This window comes from Vibrio sp. St2 (genome assembly GCF_947311885.1).
GTDB lineage: Bacteria > Pseudomonadota > Gammaproteobacteria > Enterobacterales > Vibrionaceae > Vibrio > Vibrio coralliilyticus.
In genome coordinates, this window is record NZ_CAMZNA010000001.1 from 1,217,860 (window position 1) to 1,233,884 (window position 16,025).

A 16,025-nucleotide genomic window follows, 5' to 3' on the forward strand; every position below is an offset into this window, starting at 1 on the left:
CTCAGTTAACTGCTATAAAAAACATCAATCAAGCAGCTAACCGTTCCAGAAATGGGGACATTAATCGGTTTTTCAAGAGAAACTAATCTTTTTTCTGAATTAAACGAGAAAACTAGATCCAAGTCCGGTTTTGTTCCTCATTTTCGTTACACAACTGAACACACCTGTAACAAAAAACATTACCCTAAGTTATCAGTAGTACCTCAGTTACAGGGAATGTAATGTCACCTTTTCGTCGGGCAAATGCCTACCTGCTCATTCTTTACCTGTTCTGCCTAATTGTTGGCTCTCAATGGGTATGGAATTACCACTATCAATCCCTACTCGACGAACATCAGGCACAACTTGATCGCTTTGCTAGCCATATTGCCTCAAGACTGGATAAGTACGCCCACCTCCCCCAGCTACTTGCTAAAGATACTGAGCTAATTTCTGCCTTAATGCAGCCTGACAACCCGGCTCAACTTGACATCACGAACCGCTATCTTGAGAACGTAAACAACATCATCCAAGCGTCCGATACTTATCTGATTGATCGGGTCGGCAACACCATTGCGGCCAGTAACTGGAATTTGGAGCGCTCGTTTATTGGCAAAAACTTTTCGTGGCGCCCCTATTTTTCAGAAGCAGTGAAAGGCAACTCCAGCCAGTATTTCGCACTTGGTTCAACTTCTGGGCAAAGAGGTTATTACTATTCGTTCCCTGTCGTGTACGCAGGTGAAATAGCCGGCGTCATCGTAGTTAAGATGGATCTGTCTGCAATCGAAGAGAACTGGAAGGGGAAGCAAAATACGTTTGTTGCGACCGACAGCTACGACGTGATTTTCATGTCGAGCAACCCACAATGGTTATTTAAAAGCCTGCTCACTCTGACAGAAGCAGAGCGGAATCAAATTTCCAACAGCCGTCAATACCTAGATAAAGACATAAAATCTCTCGGGCTGGTTGGGCAACTCGATAAGGCCCAGTCTGAGCTCGAAAACCATTTGCTCGGCTGGATACAAGGCGACTACATTGTCTCCAGTCGCACGCTTTCCTTGCTCGATCTTACCATTCGTGTATTGACTGAAAAGATAACGGTTTTTTGGTCTACGTTAAGTTTCGCTCTGATACTGACTCTGCTGTTTGTGATTGCATTTTTAACACTGCAACTGACCTACCAAAGGCACCTAAAAAAGCGTCAGTTTGAACAATTGCAGTCTGAAGCAAAGCAAAAGCTGGAATTTCTGGTTCTTGAACGAACGTCTGAATTACAGGCCGAAGTGTTGGAGCGCTCCCGCACTGAACAAATGCTGCGTCAAACACAAGACGAGTTAATCCAAGCCGCTAAACTGGCAGTTCTTGGCCAAATGTCTGCCAGTATCAGTCATGAGTTAAATAATCCACTAGCCGCGATTCGAAGCTTTGCAGACAATGGCCGCCGCTTTTTGGATAAGAACAAACTTGATCGTGTCGACGATAATCTCAGTCGAATCTCAGCATTGACTGACCGGATGGCCAAAATCAGCAATCAATTAAAATCCTTTACACGCAAATCAGACACCAGCGACAAAAGCGTTCTCGATATCGAACCTATTTTGCTCTCAGCGAAAGAACTGGTTGCACCTCAGATAAAATCTTATCGGGTAGAATTAGCCACGCACTTTAATCACACCACAGGCTCCGCCGAGGTAAACGCGATTCAGCTGGAACAGGTTTTGATTAATCTAATCACCAACGCTGCGCAAGCTGTGGAAGAACAGGACGAACGCATTGTCGAACTCCGCACTGAACAAACAGAGGCATCGATCATGATCTACATCGATGACAACGGCCCTGGGATTAAAAAAGATCAAGCTAAGCACCTATTTGAGCCATTCTTTACTACGAAGAAAAATGGCTTGGGTCTAGGCCTATCGATTTCCCAACAGATCATTAAAGCAATGGATGGCCAGTTAACCGTGGAAACCTCACCATATGGCGGAGCAAGGTTTGCCATACAGCTACCATTTCATGTTTCGACTGTAAGAGACAACGCAAAGGAATCTTGATGTACGACGTCTTTTTTATCGATGACGAAAGCGATATTCGCTTAGCCATAGAGCAGAGCTTCGAGTTAGAAGAAATATCCGCACTATTTTTTTCCAGTGCCGAAGATGCACTTCTTGCCATTAAGCAGGACGGTTTGCCAAAAGTGGTCATTTCCGATATCTGCTTGCCTGGTCTTTCCGGTGAAAACCTGCTTTCAACGGTACTGCATCAGGACAAAGATGTTCCCGTCATTCTCATTACGGGCCATGGAGATATCTCCATGGCAGTCAATGCTCTCAGAAATGGGGCTTATGACTTTATCGAGAAACCCTTCCCCATCGACCGGCTGATCGATACCACACGACGAGGATTGGAAAAGCGTGACCTCACTCTGGAGAATCAGGAACTCAAACGCAGTCTCAAAGCGAGTCAGACGCTCGGCCCTAGGATCATAGGCGACACACCGTCAATACAGATGCTGAGAGAGACCATTTCACATATTGCCGATACCGACGCCGATATTCTCTTATTTGGTGAAACAGGGACGGGCAAAGAGCTCGTCGCTCGTTCGATTCACGAACAAAGTTCAAGACGCGACGCGAACTTTGTCGCCATCAACTGTGGCGCAGTGCCTGAGAACCTCATCGAGAGTGAACTCTATGGCCACGAAAAAGGAGCATTTACTGGTGCAGAAACTAAACGTATCGGTAAGTTTGAGCATGCTCAGGGCGGAACCTTATTCCTTGATGAGATTGAATCCATGCCGATGCAGGCACAAATACGACTGTTACGCGTCCTTCAGGAACGCGTAATTGAAAGAGTGGGTTCGAATGAGCTGTTACCACTGGATATAAGAGTCATTGCCGCTACAAAAGTGGATCTGAAGAAAGCAGCAGAGGCAGGGGAATTTCGTCAAGATCTCTACTACCGCCTTAACATCGTCACGCTGGATTTGCCTGCACTGAGAGAACGCAAAGAAGACATCGCGGCTCTGTTCCACCACTTCCTGTTGGTTGCCGCTTCACGCTATGGAAAAAGCGCCCCAGCGCTTCCAAACAGCGCACTGAGTCAGCTTTTAAGCCATGATTGGCCCGGTAATGTCCGCGAGCTAAGAAACGCAGCCGAACGTTTCGTCTTGCTGGGTAAGTTGACTCAATTTGGGGAAAGTATCGAGCAAAGTAATCAACCACTCTCACTGGCGACACAAGTGGCTGAGTTCGAAAGAAGTGCAATAGAGCAAGCCTTGCTCGAGTCTGGAGGCAGTATCAAACAAACCATGGACAAGCTCAGTCTGGCGAGAAAAACGCTCTACGACAAAATGCAGCGTTACGGGCTAGACAAGGCCAACTACAAAGCCGATTAATCATAGTAATAACAAAGCCAGCATCAGATGCTGGCTTTTTTAATTTAGGTTCTCAACATCACATCAAGCTGATCGACCAGTTCTGCCCAATCGGCATCTTCTTCTATCGCTTCTTTTAGAAACGCGGCCTGTGAAGGCGACCAGAAAAAGGCTTCATGCAATGCAGTGCCGACCACCAGCCCACTGTGGTGATTAACAAATTCCCGAATGCTGTCGTCAGAGCTCGCTAATCCAAGTTGCTGAAACAAATCACGCATTGAGTGTTGGTGCATTTCCATAATGTCCTCACTCGATTCTCAGAACAAACAACTAAGCCACAATTACAGTAACTATTCCTCTTTAACTATAGACCGAATCGCTCCGAGCAAAAAAAAGCCTCACATCAACAGTGAGGCTTTTTCATTAGAATTCAGGGGGAAGTTTACTTGGTTATGATTTCAGGCCCCATTAGTGTCGTTGGCAGCCAAGTCGATACCCATGGTACGTAAGTAACGATAATGAGGAACAAGAACATCACCGCCACCCAAGGGAGCGCCGCCTTGACCACTTGCATCATCGACATTTTAGCGACCCCGGCCGTCACAAACAGGTTGAGCCCGACAGGCGGAGTGATCATCCCGATTTCCATGTTCACTACCATCATGATACCAAGGTGAATAGGGTCAATGCCCAGTGCAATCGCAATTGGGAACACCAACGGAGCAACAATGATCAGCAGACCCGACGGCTCCATAAACTGACCACCAATCAGAAGCAAGACATTAACCACGATTAGGAAGGTGATCGGCCCAAGACCAGCAGACAGCATCGACTCGGTGATCATCTGCGGGATGCGCTCTTCTGTTAGTACGTGCTTAAGAATCAAGGCATTAGCAATGATAAATAGCAACATAATGGTCAGTTTGCCCGCTTCATACAGCGTATGCTTAGTGTCTTTATGGACAAATGCTTGGAAGATCTTGACGATGGCTGGTTTGCCATTTTCTTTCTCTGCGAAAGGCCCCATGTCTTTGTAGACGAAATTCGCAATAAAGAAGGAATAGACCGCTGCAACCGCTGCGGCTTCAGTCGGCGTGAAAATACCACCGTATATACCGCCTAAAATGATCACAACCAGCAGCAAACCCCAGCTTGCGTCTTTTGCTGCATCAAACATTTCACCCCAGCCAACAAATGGCTGTTTTGGCAGATTTTTAACACGCGCTGCAATATAGATAGCGATCATCAGCATCACGCCCGCCAGAAGACCTGGAATCACACCGCCGAGGAACATACGACCAACCGACACGTCCGTCGCAGCGGCATATACAACCATAACGATTGACGGTGGAATCAAGATACCTAACGTACCCGCGTTACAAATCACCCCAGCGGCAAAGTCTTTGGAGTAACCGTTTTTGATCATACCTGCGATAACGATACTACCGATGGCAACAACCGTGGCCGGAGACGAACCTGATAACGCGGCGAACATCATACACGCGACGACAGAAGCCATCGCCAATCCGCCACGGAACCAACCGACCATTGCAATAGCAAAACGAATAATTCGCTTAGCGACACCACCTGTCGACATAAAGCTTGATGCCAAAATAAAGAATGGAATAGCGAGTAAGGTGTAGTGGCCTGCGAACGCGTTGAACAGGGTTTGGGCTACTGAGGCTAAAGAAGCGTCAGAGTGCATCATCAAAAACAGGATGCTCGATAGACCAAGCGATACAGCGATTGGCACACCAATCAGCATAAAGCCAACCACCATTACGAATAAAAACAAAATATCCATGGCTTAGCTCTCCTTGCTCTTATCGTCGGCTTTTTTAGGCTCCATCGCTTCACCAGCGTCTTTGAGCTCTTCTTTCAGTGCCTCAAGTTCTTCTTCCGCTTCATGACCTGCAATCAAGCGGTCTAATTTACCTGTTGCGATTTGTACGGTGATTTGAATAAAACGGAATGTCATCAGCGCCATGCCAATTGGCAGCGCCATGTAAGGAATAAAGCGTGGAAGCTTTTCGTAGCGCTCACCTTCATTCAGCCAGTCAGCTAGGAACTGCAATATTTCAGGCATTGGAATATCGTCGGTTTCATACCAAGCACGTTCAGTGACAAACGGATACCAATAGTTCCAAGAACCAACCAGAAGAAGAATTGAGAATGCTAAACAGCAAGCCGCTGCAAGTAACGCGTAGACTTTACGCAGTTGGTCTGGTGCCATGTTGATGATGACATCGACACCAATGTGAAAGTGTTTTTTTACGCCATAAGACGCACCGACTAGAACCATCCAGGCAAAAAGGAAAACGGTGAGCTCAAGAGCCCAAAGAATGTTGTCGTTAAAGACATATCGAAAAATTACATTAGCAAAGGTTAGCAGTGTCATTGCTCCCAAGAAAAACGCAATCAGCGTTTCCTCGATAGCATCTGTCACCTTTCCTATTCTGGCAAAAATTGACTGTTCCATAGTTACATCGCTTTGATCACCCGTTGGTCGCGCCTAACAGGTATTGCAGGGTAAAAAAGGCCCTCCTCCCGATTCGGAGGGCCAATAGTCAGGGATGTTTTTATTATCGTGTTACTGGTTTGAAGCCAATGCAGCTTCGATAAGGTCAGAGCCGATGTCTTTTTCAAACTTCTTCCAAACAGGTTGCAACGCAGTAACCCATTGCTGACGCTGCTCTGGCGTCAATGTACGAACTTCACCACCCGCTTCAATGATGTTGTTCTTATTCGCTAGGTTCACCTTAGCTGACTCTGCATTACGCTGTGCAGTGACTTCCTGAATAATGGTATTCAGTTGTTCACGCTGATCTGCTGGGAGTTTTTTCCAGAAGTCGTTCGAGGTAACCACAAGGTAATCTAGGATACCGTGGTTGGTTTCTGTAATACCGTCCTGAACTTCAAAGAACTTCTTACCGTAAATGTTTGACCAAGTGTTTTCTTGGCCGTCAATAACCTTAGTTTGTAGACCGCCATACACTTCTTTAAACGACATCTTCTGTGGGTTCGCACCTAGTTGCTCAAACTGCGCTACCAATACATCAGAAGCCTGAACACGGAATTTAAGACCTTTAGCATCTTCAGGTGACAGTAGTGGCTTGTTTGCCGACATTTGCTTCATGCCGTTATGCCAGAAAGCTAGGCCTTGCAGACCACGACGCTTCATTGCATTTTTCAGCTTCTCACCAGACTCTGAGTTTTGGAAACGGTCAACGGCGTCAACGTCTTCGAATAGGAATGGCAGATCGAAAATACGGTATTTCTTCGTGAACTTTTCAAACTTAGAAAGAGAAGGGGCAGCAAGTTGCACGTCACCGTTTAGAAGCGCTTCCAGTACTTTGTTGTCATCGTAAAGTGTCGAGTTCGGGAAAACCTGCATACACACTTTTCCGTTCATCTCTTCGTTAACACGTTTTTCCAGCAGTGAAGCCGCAATACCTTTAGGGTGTTTATCTGTATTCGTTACGTGGCTGAACTTGATCACTGTCTCACCTGGGTCACAGTTAGCGGCCGCGTTAAAACTGGTTACAGCAAGAATCGAAGCAGATAGTAGGGTCAAAGGCTTTAGCATTGTTTTTCTCCTTGTTAATAGAACAACCCCATCACTGGGTGTTGATATATTTATAAGGGCAATAACTAAGCCAACTTATGAAAATAAATTTAATCTTTATATTTCAATGAATTAAATTCATGCCAATGCGAAAAAATAATTATAAACAGATTTGTTAGATAAAAATGGGTGGGAAATGACACATCGAAACTTCTTGAATGTGTCATTTTACACATATTTAACATTACCCAAACGTTAGATAAACAAATGGCAGCGCCATGCTGCCATTTTTATTACATGAGATTTGAGAGTCAGCAAGGAGACTGACTGGCTCCCCCTCTCAAGACAAACACGAATTTCATATTCATGTTGATGCTATAAGCATAGTCGTTATTGACATTTTTATTAAAAATAAGTTTTTATCTAGCCGAATTAAGGGCGAACACACTCCCAACTCGGACAGCAAGCCAGTCCGATTCTCCCCCGTACTTGGTTGGGAGTGTGTTCAATCTTATTACTGGAACTCTATCCTTTGTTCTGTTTTCGCATCAAAGAATACCGCTTTTGACAGATCAAAATGCAGGGGAGCAACCTGGCCAACACGAGCATCAAACTCCGGAGACAGTCGACATGCCACCTCCTGATCGTTGACCTTAATCATCGCGATAGTATCTGGCCCAGTGGGTTCCAGAACCTCAAGTTGCAGATCAAGTTGCGTGGTAGCGCTCGATTCCTCATTTTCTTTCTCAGTAATGTGCTCTGGGCGTAAACCAATCACCACTTCCTTACCATCTTCCTCACGCATTGAGTTAGGTAAACGGATATGGTGCTCCTGATCGTTACTACCTTTAACTTTAATCACTGGCTGCTGCTCATCATCAAGATCAACCATGGTCTTAATGAAGTTCATTGATGGAGAGCCCATAAAACCAGCAACAAACATATTGTTGGGCGTATTGTAGATTTCCTGAGGTGTGCCCAGTTGCTGCAATTCACCATCTTTCATCACGGCAATGCGATCAGCCAAAGTCATGGCTTCAATCTGATCATGAGTAACATAAACAATGGTGGTATTGAGTTGTTGATGAAGGCGTTTGATCTGATGACGCATTTCGACACGGAGTTTTGCGTCCAAATTCGATAATGGTTCATCAAACAGATATAACTTAGGTCGACGAGCTAAGGCTCGTCCCATCGCAACACGCTGACGCTGACCACCTGATAGCTGAGATGGCTTACGGTCAAGCAGATGGTCGATTTGTAGCATCTCTGCCACACGCTGCACTTCAGCATTAATCTCAGCCTCGGGCATTTTACGGATCTTAAGGCCAAACGCGATGTTGCCACGCACCGTCATGTTCGGGTACAAAGCGTACGACTGGAAAACCATCGCAATATCACGATCTTTTGGCTCCACGACTGAGACATCACGGCCATCGATCACGATTTCACCTGAACTGATACCTTCTAGGCCAGCAATGGTATTCATCAGGGTTGATTTACCACAGCCCGATGGGCCAACCAAAATCAGAAACTCCCCCGAGTCAATGCTGATATCGATTCCCTTGAGGGTTTCCTGTTCCGCTTTTGGGTAGGTTTTACGGATCTGTTTGAGTTCTAAAGTTGCCATTATGATTATCCTTTTACTGATCCGGCGGTCAGGCCACGAACAAAATATTTTCCTGCCAGCACGTAAACCAGCAACGTCGGTAGAGCGGCGATGATGGCCGCGGCCATATCCACGTTGTATTCCTTCACACCTGTGCTGGTATTCACCAAGTTGTTAAGTGCTACCGTAATCGGCTGTGTGTCCGACCCTGAATACACCACACCAAACAAGAAGTCGTTCCAGATTGATGTGAACTGCCAAATCACAGTCACCATAATAATTGGCGTTGAAAGTGGCAGCAGGATTTTGAAGAAGATGGTAAAGAACCCCGCCCCATCCAGCTTCGCTGCTTTGATCAACTCATCAGGAATGCTGATGTAGAAGTTGCGGAAGAACAACGTCGTAAAGGCCATACCGTAGATAACGTGAACGGTCACCAAGCCCGCCGTGGTATTCGCTAAGCCCAACTTTCCTAGTACCGCCGCCATAGGCAGCAAGATGACCTGAAATGGGATAAAGCAGCCAAACAGCAGCAAGCTAAAGAAGAGATTCGAACCACGGAACTGCCACTTAGTCACAACGTAGCCATTAAAAGCGCCAAGTAAGGTTGAGATCGCAACAGCAGGTATTACCATCTGGAAAGAGTTCCAGAAATAACCTTTCACACCTTCACATTTAACTCCGGTGCAAGCTCCGTCCCAAGCTTTATACCAAGCATCAAACACCCACTCTTTGGGTAAGCTCATCAAATTCCCCGCTTTGATATCTGGTAAGGTTTTGAATGACGTGATGACCATGACAAACAGTGGCATCAAGTAAACCAGACAGAAGAAAACCAGCGCTGAGTAAATGAATAGGCGAGCAAAATTCATGTTATTGGTCATGATTTTTTCTCCCTAAGTTCGGAATACAAATACGGCACCAGAATGGCAAGAATTCCGGCTAGCATCATCATGGCACTGGCAGCACCAAGGCCAATCTGACCACGCGTAAATGAATGGGCATACATAAACAATGCTGGTAGGTCTGAGGAATAACCTGGCCCCCCAGCCGTCATTGCGGTCACTAAATCAAAACTCTTAATCGCAATATGCGAAGTAATGATTACCGCGCTGAAGAACACAGGCCTTAGGCAAGGTAGAATAATTTTCACATAAATCGTCGGCAGATTAGCACCATCAATTTGAGCAGCTTTGATGATGGATGAATCGATACCACGAAGACCCGCGAGGAACATCGCCATTACAAAACCGGAAGATTGCCATACTGCAGCGATGACTAACGTGTAAACCGCCATATCAGAGTCTACCAACCAGTCGAATTTGAAGTCTGTAAATCCCCAGTCGTGCATCAGTTTCTCGATGCCCAGACCTGGGTTTAGAATCCATTTCCAAGCCGTACCCGTAACAATGAACGACAACGCCATCGGATAGAGATAAATAGTACGAATCGCCCCTTCCTGACGAATATTTTGATCGAGCAATATTGCTAGACCGACACCTAAGCCGATTGCGACCAGCATAAATAGCAGGCCAAAAATGCCTAAGTTTGAAATCGAAGTGATCCAACGGTCGTTGTCCATTAGCTTTTCGTACTGGGTAAAACCGACAAAATTAAAGCTAGGTAGAAATCGAGAGTTGGTCATAGATAGTGCGGCAGTCCAGAAGATGTAGCCGTAAATACACACCACAGTAACCAACATGGTCGGTGCTAATACGATCTTCGGTAGCCAGGTTTGTAGCCTGTCAGCAAAGCTTGGCTTATAGACAGACTGACTTTTTGACCCAGTCAAAACATGCTCCATAACGAATCCTTGTGACACTTTCCCTGAAAGTAAGTCTTAGAAGGAAAGGACAAGCAGGCTCCCCACAAGCCTGCCTGCCCTTGGGGGTGACAGAATAAAGCGCCGTTAGATCGCCGCTTTTACTGCTTTCGCCAGTTTCTGCGCGGCGTCTTGCGGATTGGCATCTTTGTCGTTAAAGAAGTTAGTCACAACGTCAAAGATCGCGCCTTGTGCGTAGCTGGTTGTTGACATGCCGTGCGCCATACTTGGTACGAGATCACCGGATTTCGCCGTCGCTTTAAACTCGTCCATTGAATCCAGTGCACACTTATCAAACTTCGACATATCCATATCCAGACGCACTGGAATAGAACCTTTATTCAGGTTGAACACTTCTTGGAATTTAGGGTCAAGAATGGTGGCTGCCAACGCTTTTTGCGCTTGTTGGTTGCCTGATTCGCCTAGCTCAAAGAAAGCAAAGCTGTCGACGTTATGAGTAAACTGACCTGCGGTACCCGGAGCTGGCACACAGACATAATCTTTACCTGCCACTTTGCCGGCTGCTGAGAATTCGCCTTTCGCCCAGTCACCCATGATTTGCATCGCTGCTTCACCATTGATCACCATAGAAGTCGCAACGTTCCAGTCACGGCCCGGCGAGTTTGAGTCGATGTAATCATGCATTTTCTGGAATTTGGCAAACACTTCGACCATCTTATCGCCAGACAGAACATCCATATCTAGCTCAACAAAGGCTTTGACGTAGTCTTCGCTGCCTAGAACATCAAGCGCAACCGCTTCAAACACGGTTGCGTCCTGCCATGGCTGACCGCCGTGAGCCAGCGGGATTAGACCTGCTGCTTTAATTTTGTCACCTGCGACAAAAAACTCATCCAAGGTCGTTGGGACTTTGGCGCCCGCTTTTTCAAATACCGCCGGGTTTGCCCAAAGCCAGTTCACACGGTGAACGTTGACTGGCACAGCCACAAAATCACCGTCCCACTTCATAACGTCGGTCACCATTTTTGGTACAACGCCATCCCAGTTACCTTTTTCTGCAACGTCATCAAGGTTAGTCAGAAAGCCCAGACCACCCCACTCTTGAATGTCGTGACCTTTGATCTGCGCCGCTGAAGGTGGGTTGCCTGACACCGCGCGAGTTTTCAGTACCGTCATCGCACTTTCACCACCGCCACCAGCAACCGCAAAATCTTTCCAGCTGTGGCCTTGCTCTTCCAACATGTCTTTCAGAACAGAAATGGATTTAGCTTCGCCACCCGAAGTCCACCAGTGAAGCACTTCAACTTCACCCGCTTGAGTCATAGAAGCCGCTGATAGAAGGGATAAGGTAAGTAGGGTTTTATTCATTTTCATTATTATCTTCCATGTATTGGATTAGACACAGGGCTGACAGCGAAAAAGCCCCTGTTTCACGTGTTCGAAAATGAGTGTATAGATTTGCACAGATTAGATTGAAACAAACCGTAATAGGAATGTAACAACAATGTTACATTAAACTTCAAGTGTCGGTGGAATAAAGAGTTGCGCTCTTAAACCGCCTTGCGGACGATTGCTAATAATGAGATCTCCACCATGCCCATGCAGAATGTTACGGCAGATACCTAAGCCTAAACCGTGGCCTTGGTCATCAGAAGCTAAGCGAAAATACGGCTCAAAAACGGCTTCGAGCTTATCACTTGGTATGCCCGGTCCAACATCGTCAATCGAGACGGAAATCCATTCATCCGTCACTTCAATCGACACAGTGGCACTCTCTCCATATTTAACCGCATTATCGATTAAATTGGTCAACACTCGCTTAATGGCTAAGGGCTTAGCCACCATAGGTTCCATTTCAATTGGAGTAAAAGTGACACAATCACGCTTAAAGTTCATCGGCTCGATTACTGACCGAATCATGGCATTGAGATCAATAAAGGCGTTGTTCTCGTGTAAATCGGTGTCTTTCACACATTGAAGTGCCCCTTTGACCATCATCTCAAGCTCATCTAAGTCCTGATTGAATTTATGACGTTTTTTGTCGTCATCGAGCAGCTCAGCTCTTAAACGTAATCGAGTGATCGGCGTTTTGAGATCATGGGATATGGACGAAAACAGATGCTCCCTATCAGCCACATAGCGTCTGATACGCTGCTGCATGCGATTAAATGCTCGCGTCGCAGTGACCAGCTCACTCGCCCCTTCTTCACCTAATGGCGGCTGATCAATATCCATACTCATTTCATTGGCCGCTTTTGCTAAACGCTTTAACGGTTTGACTTGTCGGCGCATTAATAGATAAGTCAGACCAAGCAACAAGGTCGTCGAGAAGAAGATAAATAGGATCTGCTCTCGGCCAATTAAGGTGTCATCCAATGTGACATAAGGTGCGGGAAGTAACGCGGCGATGTAGACCCATTCATTGCTCTTGAGCTCGATCTGTACCACCAGAACGGGAGGATCAATGGGCGATAATGTTAAAGTATGATGCGCCCATGATTTGGGTAAATCACTAAGGTAGATGTCATTCTTTAGTAGACGAAGATTGTGCGCATGAGAAAAGTCGACAGATATCGAAGACACTTTAGGTAGCTTGTCGTTGAGCACAGATTCCACCGCAGAAAGAGAGGCTCTTTTTAATTGTGTATCTGGAATGGGCTCAACAATCAGCTTCTCTTTGTTGAATGACACAAAGAAACGCGTGCCACCCATATTACGAATCTGATCCAGCACAATATGACGATAGCGAGTCGGTAGGGATTGGAAGAAGGTCACGGTTGAAGCAAACATGTTCGCCATACTTTCTGAGGCCGATTGAATACCCGCCAGCTCTTTTTGCTTCGATTCGGTATACCAGATAGCCGTCGCAATACCCTGCGCTAATATCACCGCTAATAACGCCAAGCCTAGAGTACGGGTAACCAAGGAGTTGGGTTTTAGCCTACGTAATAGAGTGTTCATCTATCAATGTTCGATACTGACTGGTACGGCGAGGATGTAACCATTTCCACGCATAGTTTTAATATATTGCGGGTATTTACCACTATCACCCAGACGCTGACGCAAGCGACTCAACTGGACGTCAATACCTCGCTCAAAGGGAAGTGCCTCTCGCCCTCTGGTCGCAAAAGAGATCGTATCGCGATCTAAAACCTCATTCGGGCGCGAGAGAAACAGCATTAAGAGTGCAAAGTCACTGCCCGACAGATCGTGTTCTTCTTGGGTATCACTATGGGTAATTTTGTGCGCTAAGGTATCAAGTTGCCAGTCGCCAAACGTAATCTGTTTTGGTAGAGCGTCTGAACTTTTATCTTCATTGACTTGAACCCGTCGCAAGACTGCTTTGATTCGAGCGATGAGCTGACGTGGATTAAATGGCTTGGCAATGTAGTCATCGGCACCAATTTCCAGACCGATGATCTGATCAGTTTCGTCCGACACTGCGGTAAGCATAATAATAGGTACATTCGAGTCGCGACGAATATGTTGGCACAAGGTAAAGCCATCATCACCCGGTAGCATCACATCAAGAAGCACCATATCGGGGTAGCCTTCTTGATCAAGGTGCGCCTTTAATTCTTCGCCATCCGCCACGGCGTTGACCTGATAACCCGCTTTGGTTAGGTATTCACCCAACAGCTCCCGAATTTCTAGATCATCATCTACAACAAGTATCTTTGCGTTCATTCACTTCAATTATTACTTACGATGTCTGGCTCTAGTTTAGAGATTAATAGGAATGGGGCAGATTGATAAAATTGGATTATTTGATCACAAAACAGATTCAGATCACAACCTATTAACAAATATAAAAGTAATTCAGTGCTTTTTCACAAGAGAGGTCAATTAGGAAGAGCAGCTGATCTCCATTTTCTTCCCCCATTCGGGTGGCAGCTTAGCGTACTCGTCCATGTCTGGCTGCTCGTCATAAGGGGATTTGAGTAGTTCAGTGATTCGGTTCACTTCACTAAAATCACCGTCTTCCGCTTTATCGATCGCCAGCTGAGCGAGATAATTACGCAATATGTATTTGGGATTCACACGTCGCATTACCTCGCAGCGCTCTGATGCCTCAATAGGAGAACCAAATTCATCGACCTCTTGTTCACATCGGGCAAGATAGGCTTCCAGCCAAGCTTTTGCCGCTTCGCAATCGACAAACAAATCGACCACGACTTGGGGATCCTTACGGTCTAGATTGGATACCTCACGCATAAAGCGTGTATAATCGACTTGGTTTTTCTCTAACAATTTGAACATCGATTGGAAGAGCTCACTGTCCTTTTCTCGCTTGCTCTGAAGGCCGAGTTTGCTTCGCATTAGTTGGCTGAAACTCTTGCCAAGTATGCCTTCATACTGCTCCAGTGCAGATTCTAAGTCATTCTTCTCAATGAGCGGGGTTAACGCGTGGGCAAGGGCCGATAAGTTCCACAATCCCACTCTAGGCTGTTGGTCGAACGCATAGCGGCCTTCGTAATCAGAGTGGTTGCTGATGTAGCTAGGATCATAATCGTCGAGAAATCCAAACGGGCCATAATCAAACGTCTCGCCAAGAATAGACATATTGTCGGTATTCATCACACCGTGTGCAAAACCATAAGCCTGCCAGTGCGCAATCAAGTTCGCTGTACCTTTGACCACATGTTCAAACATCGCTAAGTAAGGCTTGTCAGTCTCGATGCAGTCCGGCCAGTACCACTCAATCACTTTATCCGCTAGCAACTTCAGTTCGGCTATCTGATTGGTGTAAAAGAAATGCTCAAAGTGTCCAAAGCGAATATGACTCTGAGACATTCGTAGTAGAAGCGCACCCTGCTCGGCTTTTTCACGGTAAACAAGAGTATCACTGGTTAACATCGCTAACGCCCGTGTCGTTGGGATACCTAACCCTGCCATTGCCTCACTGCACAAATACTCTCTGATCGTGGAGCGCAGTACCGCGCGCCCGTCGCCCATCCTCGAATAAGGCGTCAACCCAGCACCTTTAAGATGGATGTCAAATAAGATGCCTGACTGATTAGAAATTTCGCCCAGCAACAATCCCCGGCCATCACCTAAATCTGGGTTGTAGATACCAAACTGATGACCCGCATACTTCATGGCCAAACAAGGGGTAGGCATAGGTTTAAGTTCGCCGGCAAGAAAAGATTTCAGTGAGCCTTGTGGCGCTTGCAAAGGCAGAGCGAATTGGCGAGCAAACTCACTGTTCCAAGCCACCCATCGACTGTTGTCGAGCGCTTGCGGCTGAACATGGGTATAGAATGCTGAAGGAAATTGACTAAAGCGGTAATTAAGGTTGAGCGACGACAGAGAAGACATATACAGTCCATTTGCAAAGCTGTTATCGCAGAAAGTAGCATAAAGCGGATAGATATGCTTTGAAAGCTGCCCTAATAAATGACTCTAAAAGTAAGTAGTTACACACTTATTAAGGCTTAGCTTCACTGACGTCCAATGTTAGATGAGAGCAAAAACACCCACAATACCAACAAGTGAAAATAGACAAGTACGGCTGATAACGCCAAAGTTAGAAGGTTGGATCATTTCTTGATGCTGCATACGTTCTCCTCGTTGTTTTTATTACATCTTAATTACAATATGATGAATTCGAAGACTTTTCTCAATACACACCAAGATTAAATTTTTATGACAATCTGAAAAATTTGAGAGCTTAGGCTAGTTTTTTTGAGTTTTTAAAAGTGTAAACAATTGGTTC

General features: G+C 45.9%; 13 protein-coding genes. 2 read left to right on the plus strand and 11 right to left on the minus strand.

The window, feature by feature from the left end:
• Positions 1 to 221: 221 nt before the first annotated feature.
• Complete coding sequence (locus QMA41_RS05670; protein ID WP_095665645.1) at positions 222 to 2,030, plus strand: ATP-binding protein; 1,809 nt, start codon at positions 222 to 224, stop codon at positions 2,028 to 2,030.
• Positions 2,030 to 3,373: a sigma-54 dependent transcriptional regulator gene (locus QMA41_RS05675; protein WP_099609726.1), complete on the plus strand. Its 1,344-nt coding sequence runs from the start codon at positions 2,030 to 2,032 to the stop codon at positions 3,371 to 3,373. The genes QMA41_RS05670 and QMA41_RS05675 overlap by 1 nt, the downstream gene beginning before the upstream one ends.
• Before the next feature lie 44 nt (positions 3,374 to 3,417).
• Here the strand turns inward: QMA41_RS05675 and QMA41_RS05680 are convergent, their stop codons facing one another.
• The 11 genes from QMA41_RS05680 to QMA41_RS05730 all read right to left on the minus strand — a co-directional run bounded on the left by QMA41_RS05680 (position 3,418) and on the right by QMA41_RS05730 (position 15,628).
• Complete coding sequence (locus QMA41_RS05680; protein ID WP_006959358.1) at positions 3,418 to 3,651, minus strand: DUF2789 domain-containing protein; 234 nt, start codon at positions 3,649 to 3,651, stop codon at positions 3,418 to 3,420.
• A gap of 143 nt (positions 3,652 to 3,794) precedes the next feature.
• Positions 3,795 to 5,156 (minus strand): TRAP transporter large permease, encoded by a 1,362-nt coding sequence (locus tag QMA41_RS05685; protein ID WP_006959359.1) that lies wholly within the window; start codon positions 5,154 to 5,156, stop codon positions 3,795 to 3,797.
• A gap of 3 nt (positions 5,157 to 5,159) precedes the next feature.
• A complete protein-coding gene (locus tag QMA41_RS05690; protein WP_006959361.1) occupies positions 5,160 to 5,831 on the minus strand; it encodes a TRAP transporter small permease in 672 nt (223 codons plus the stop codon).
• A gap of 111 nt (positions 5,832 to 5,942) precedes the next feature.
• Entirely contained in the window at positions 5,943 to 6,938 is a 996-nt protein-coding gene (locus QMA41_RS05695) for a TRAP transporter substrate-binding protein (protein ID WP_021457148.1), read from the minus strand.
• Between the two features lie 493 nt (positions 6,939 to 7,431).
• Positions 7,432 to 8,547 carry a sn-glycerol-3-phosphate ABC transporter ATP-binding protein UgpC gene (gene ugpC, locus QMA41_RS05700; RefSeq protein WP_281629085.1) on the minus strand — a complete coding sequence of 372 codons (1,116 nt, stop codon included), beginning with the start codon at positions 8,545 to 8,547 and terminating at the stop codon, positions 7,432 to 7,434.
• Positions 8,548 to 8,552: 5 nt separating this feature from the next.
• Entirely contained in the window at positions 8,553 to 9,410 is an 858-nt protein-coding gene (locus QMA41_RS05705) for a carbohydrate ABC transporter permease (protein WP_006959367.1), read from the minus strand.
• Positions 9,407 to 10,330, minus strand: a complete 924-nt coding sequence (locus QMA41_RS05710) for a sugar ABC transporter permease (RefSeq protein WP_006959370.1) — start codon at positions 10,328 to 10,330, stop codon at positions 9,407 to 9,409. Before QMA41_RS05710 ends, QMA41_RS05705 begins: the two co-directional genes overlap by 4 nt.
• Before the next feature lie 105 nt (positions 10,331 to 10,435).
• Positions 10,436 to 11,683 (minus strand): ABC transporter substrate-binding protein, encoded by a 1,248-nt coding sequence (locus QMA41_RS05715; protein ID WP_006959371.1) that lies wholly within the window; start codon positions 11,681 to 11,683, stop codon positions 10,436 to 10,438.
• A 138-nt stretch (positions 11,684 to 11,821) separates the two neighbouring features.
• On the minus strand, positions 11,822 to 13,270 hold the full coding sequence (locus QMA41_RS05720; protein WP_172854237.1) for an ATP-binding protein: 1,449 nt from the start codon (positions 13,268 to 13,270) through the stop codon (positions 11,822 to 11,824).
• Between the two features lie 3 nt (positions 13,271 to 13,273).
• Positions 13,274 to 13,996: a response regulator gene (locus tag QMA41_RS05725; protein ID WP_281629086.1), complete on the minus strand. Its 723-nt coding sequence runs from the start codon at positions 13,994 to 13,996 to the stop codon at positions 13,274 to 13,276.
• Between the two features lie 159 nt (positions 13,997 to 14,155).
• A complete protein-coding gene (locus QMA41_RS05730) occupies positions 14,156 to 15,628 on the minus strand; it encodes a protein adenylyltransferase SelO (protein ID WP_281629087.1) in 1,473 nt (490 codons plus the stop codon).
• Positions 15,629 to 16,025: the final 397 nt, after the last annotated feature.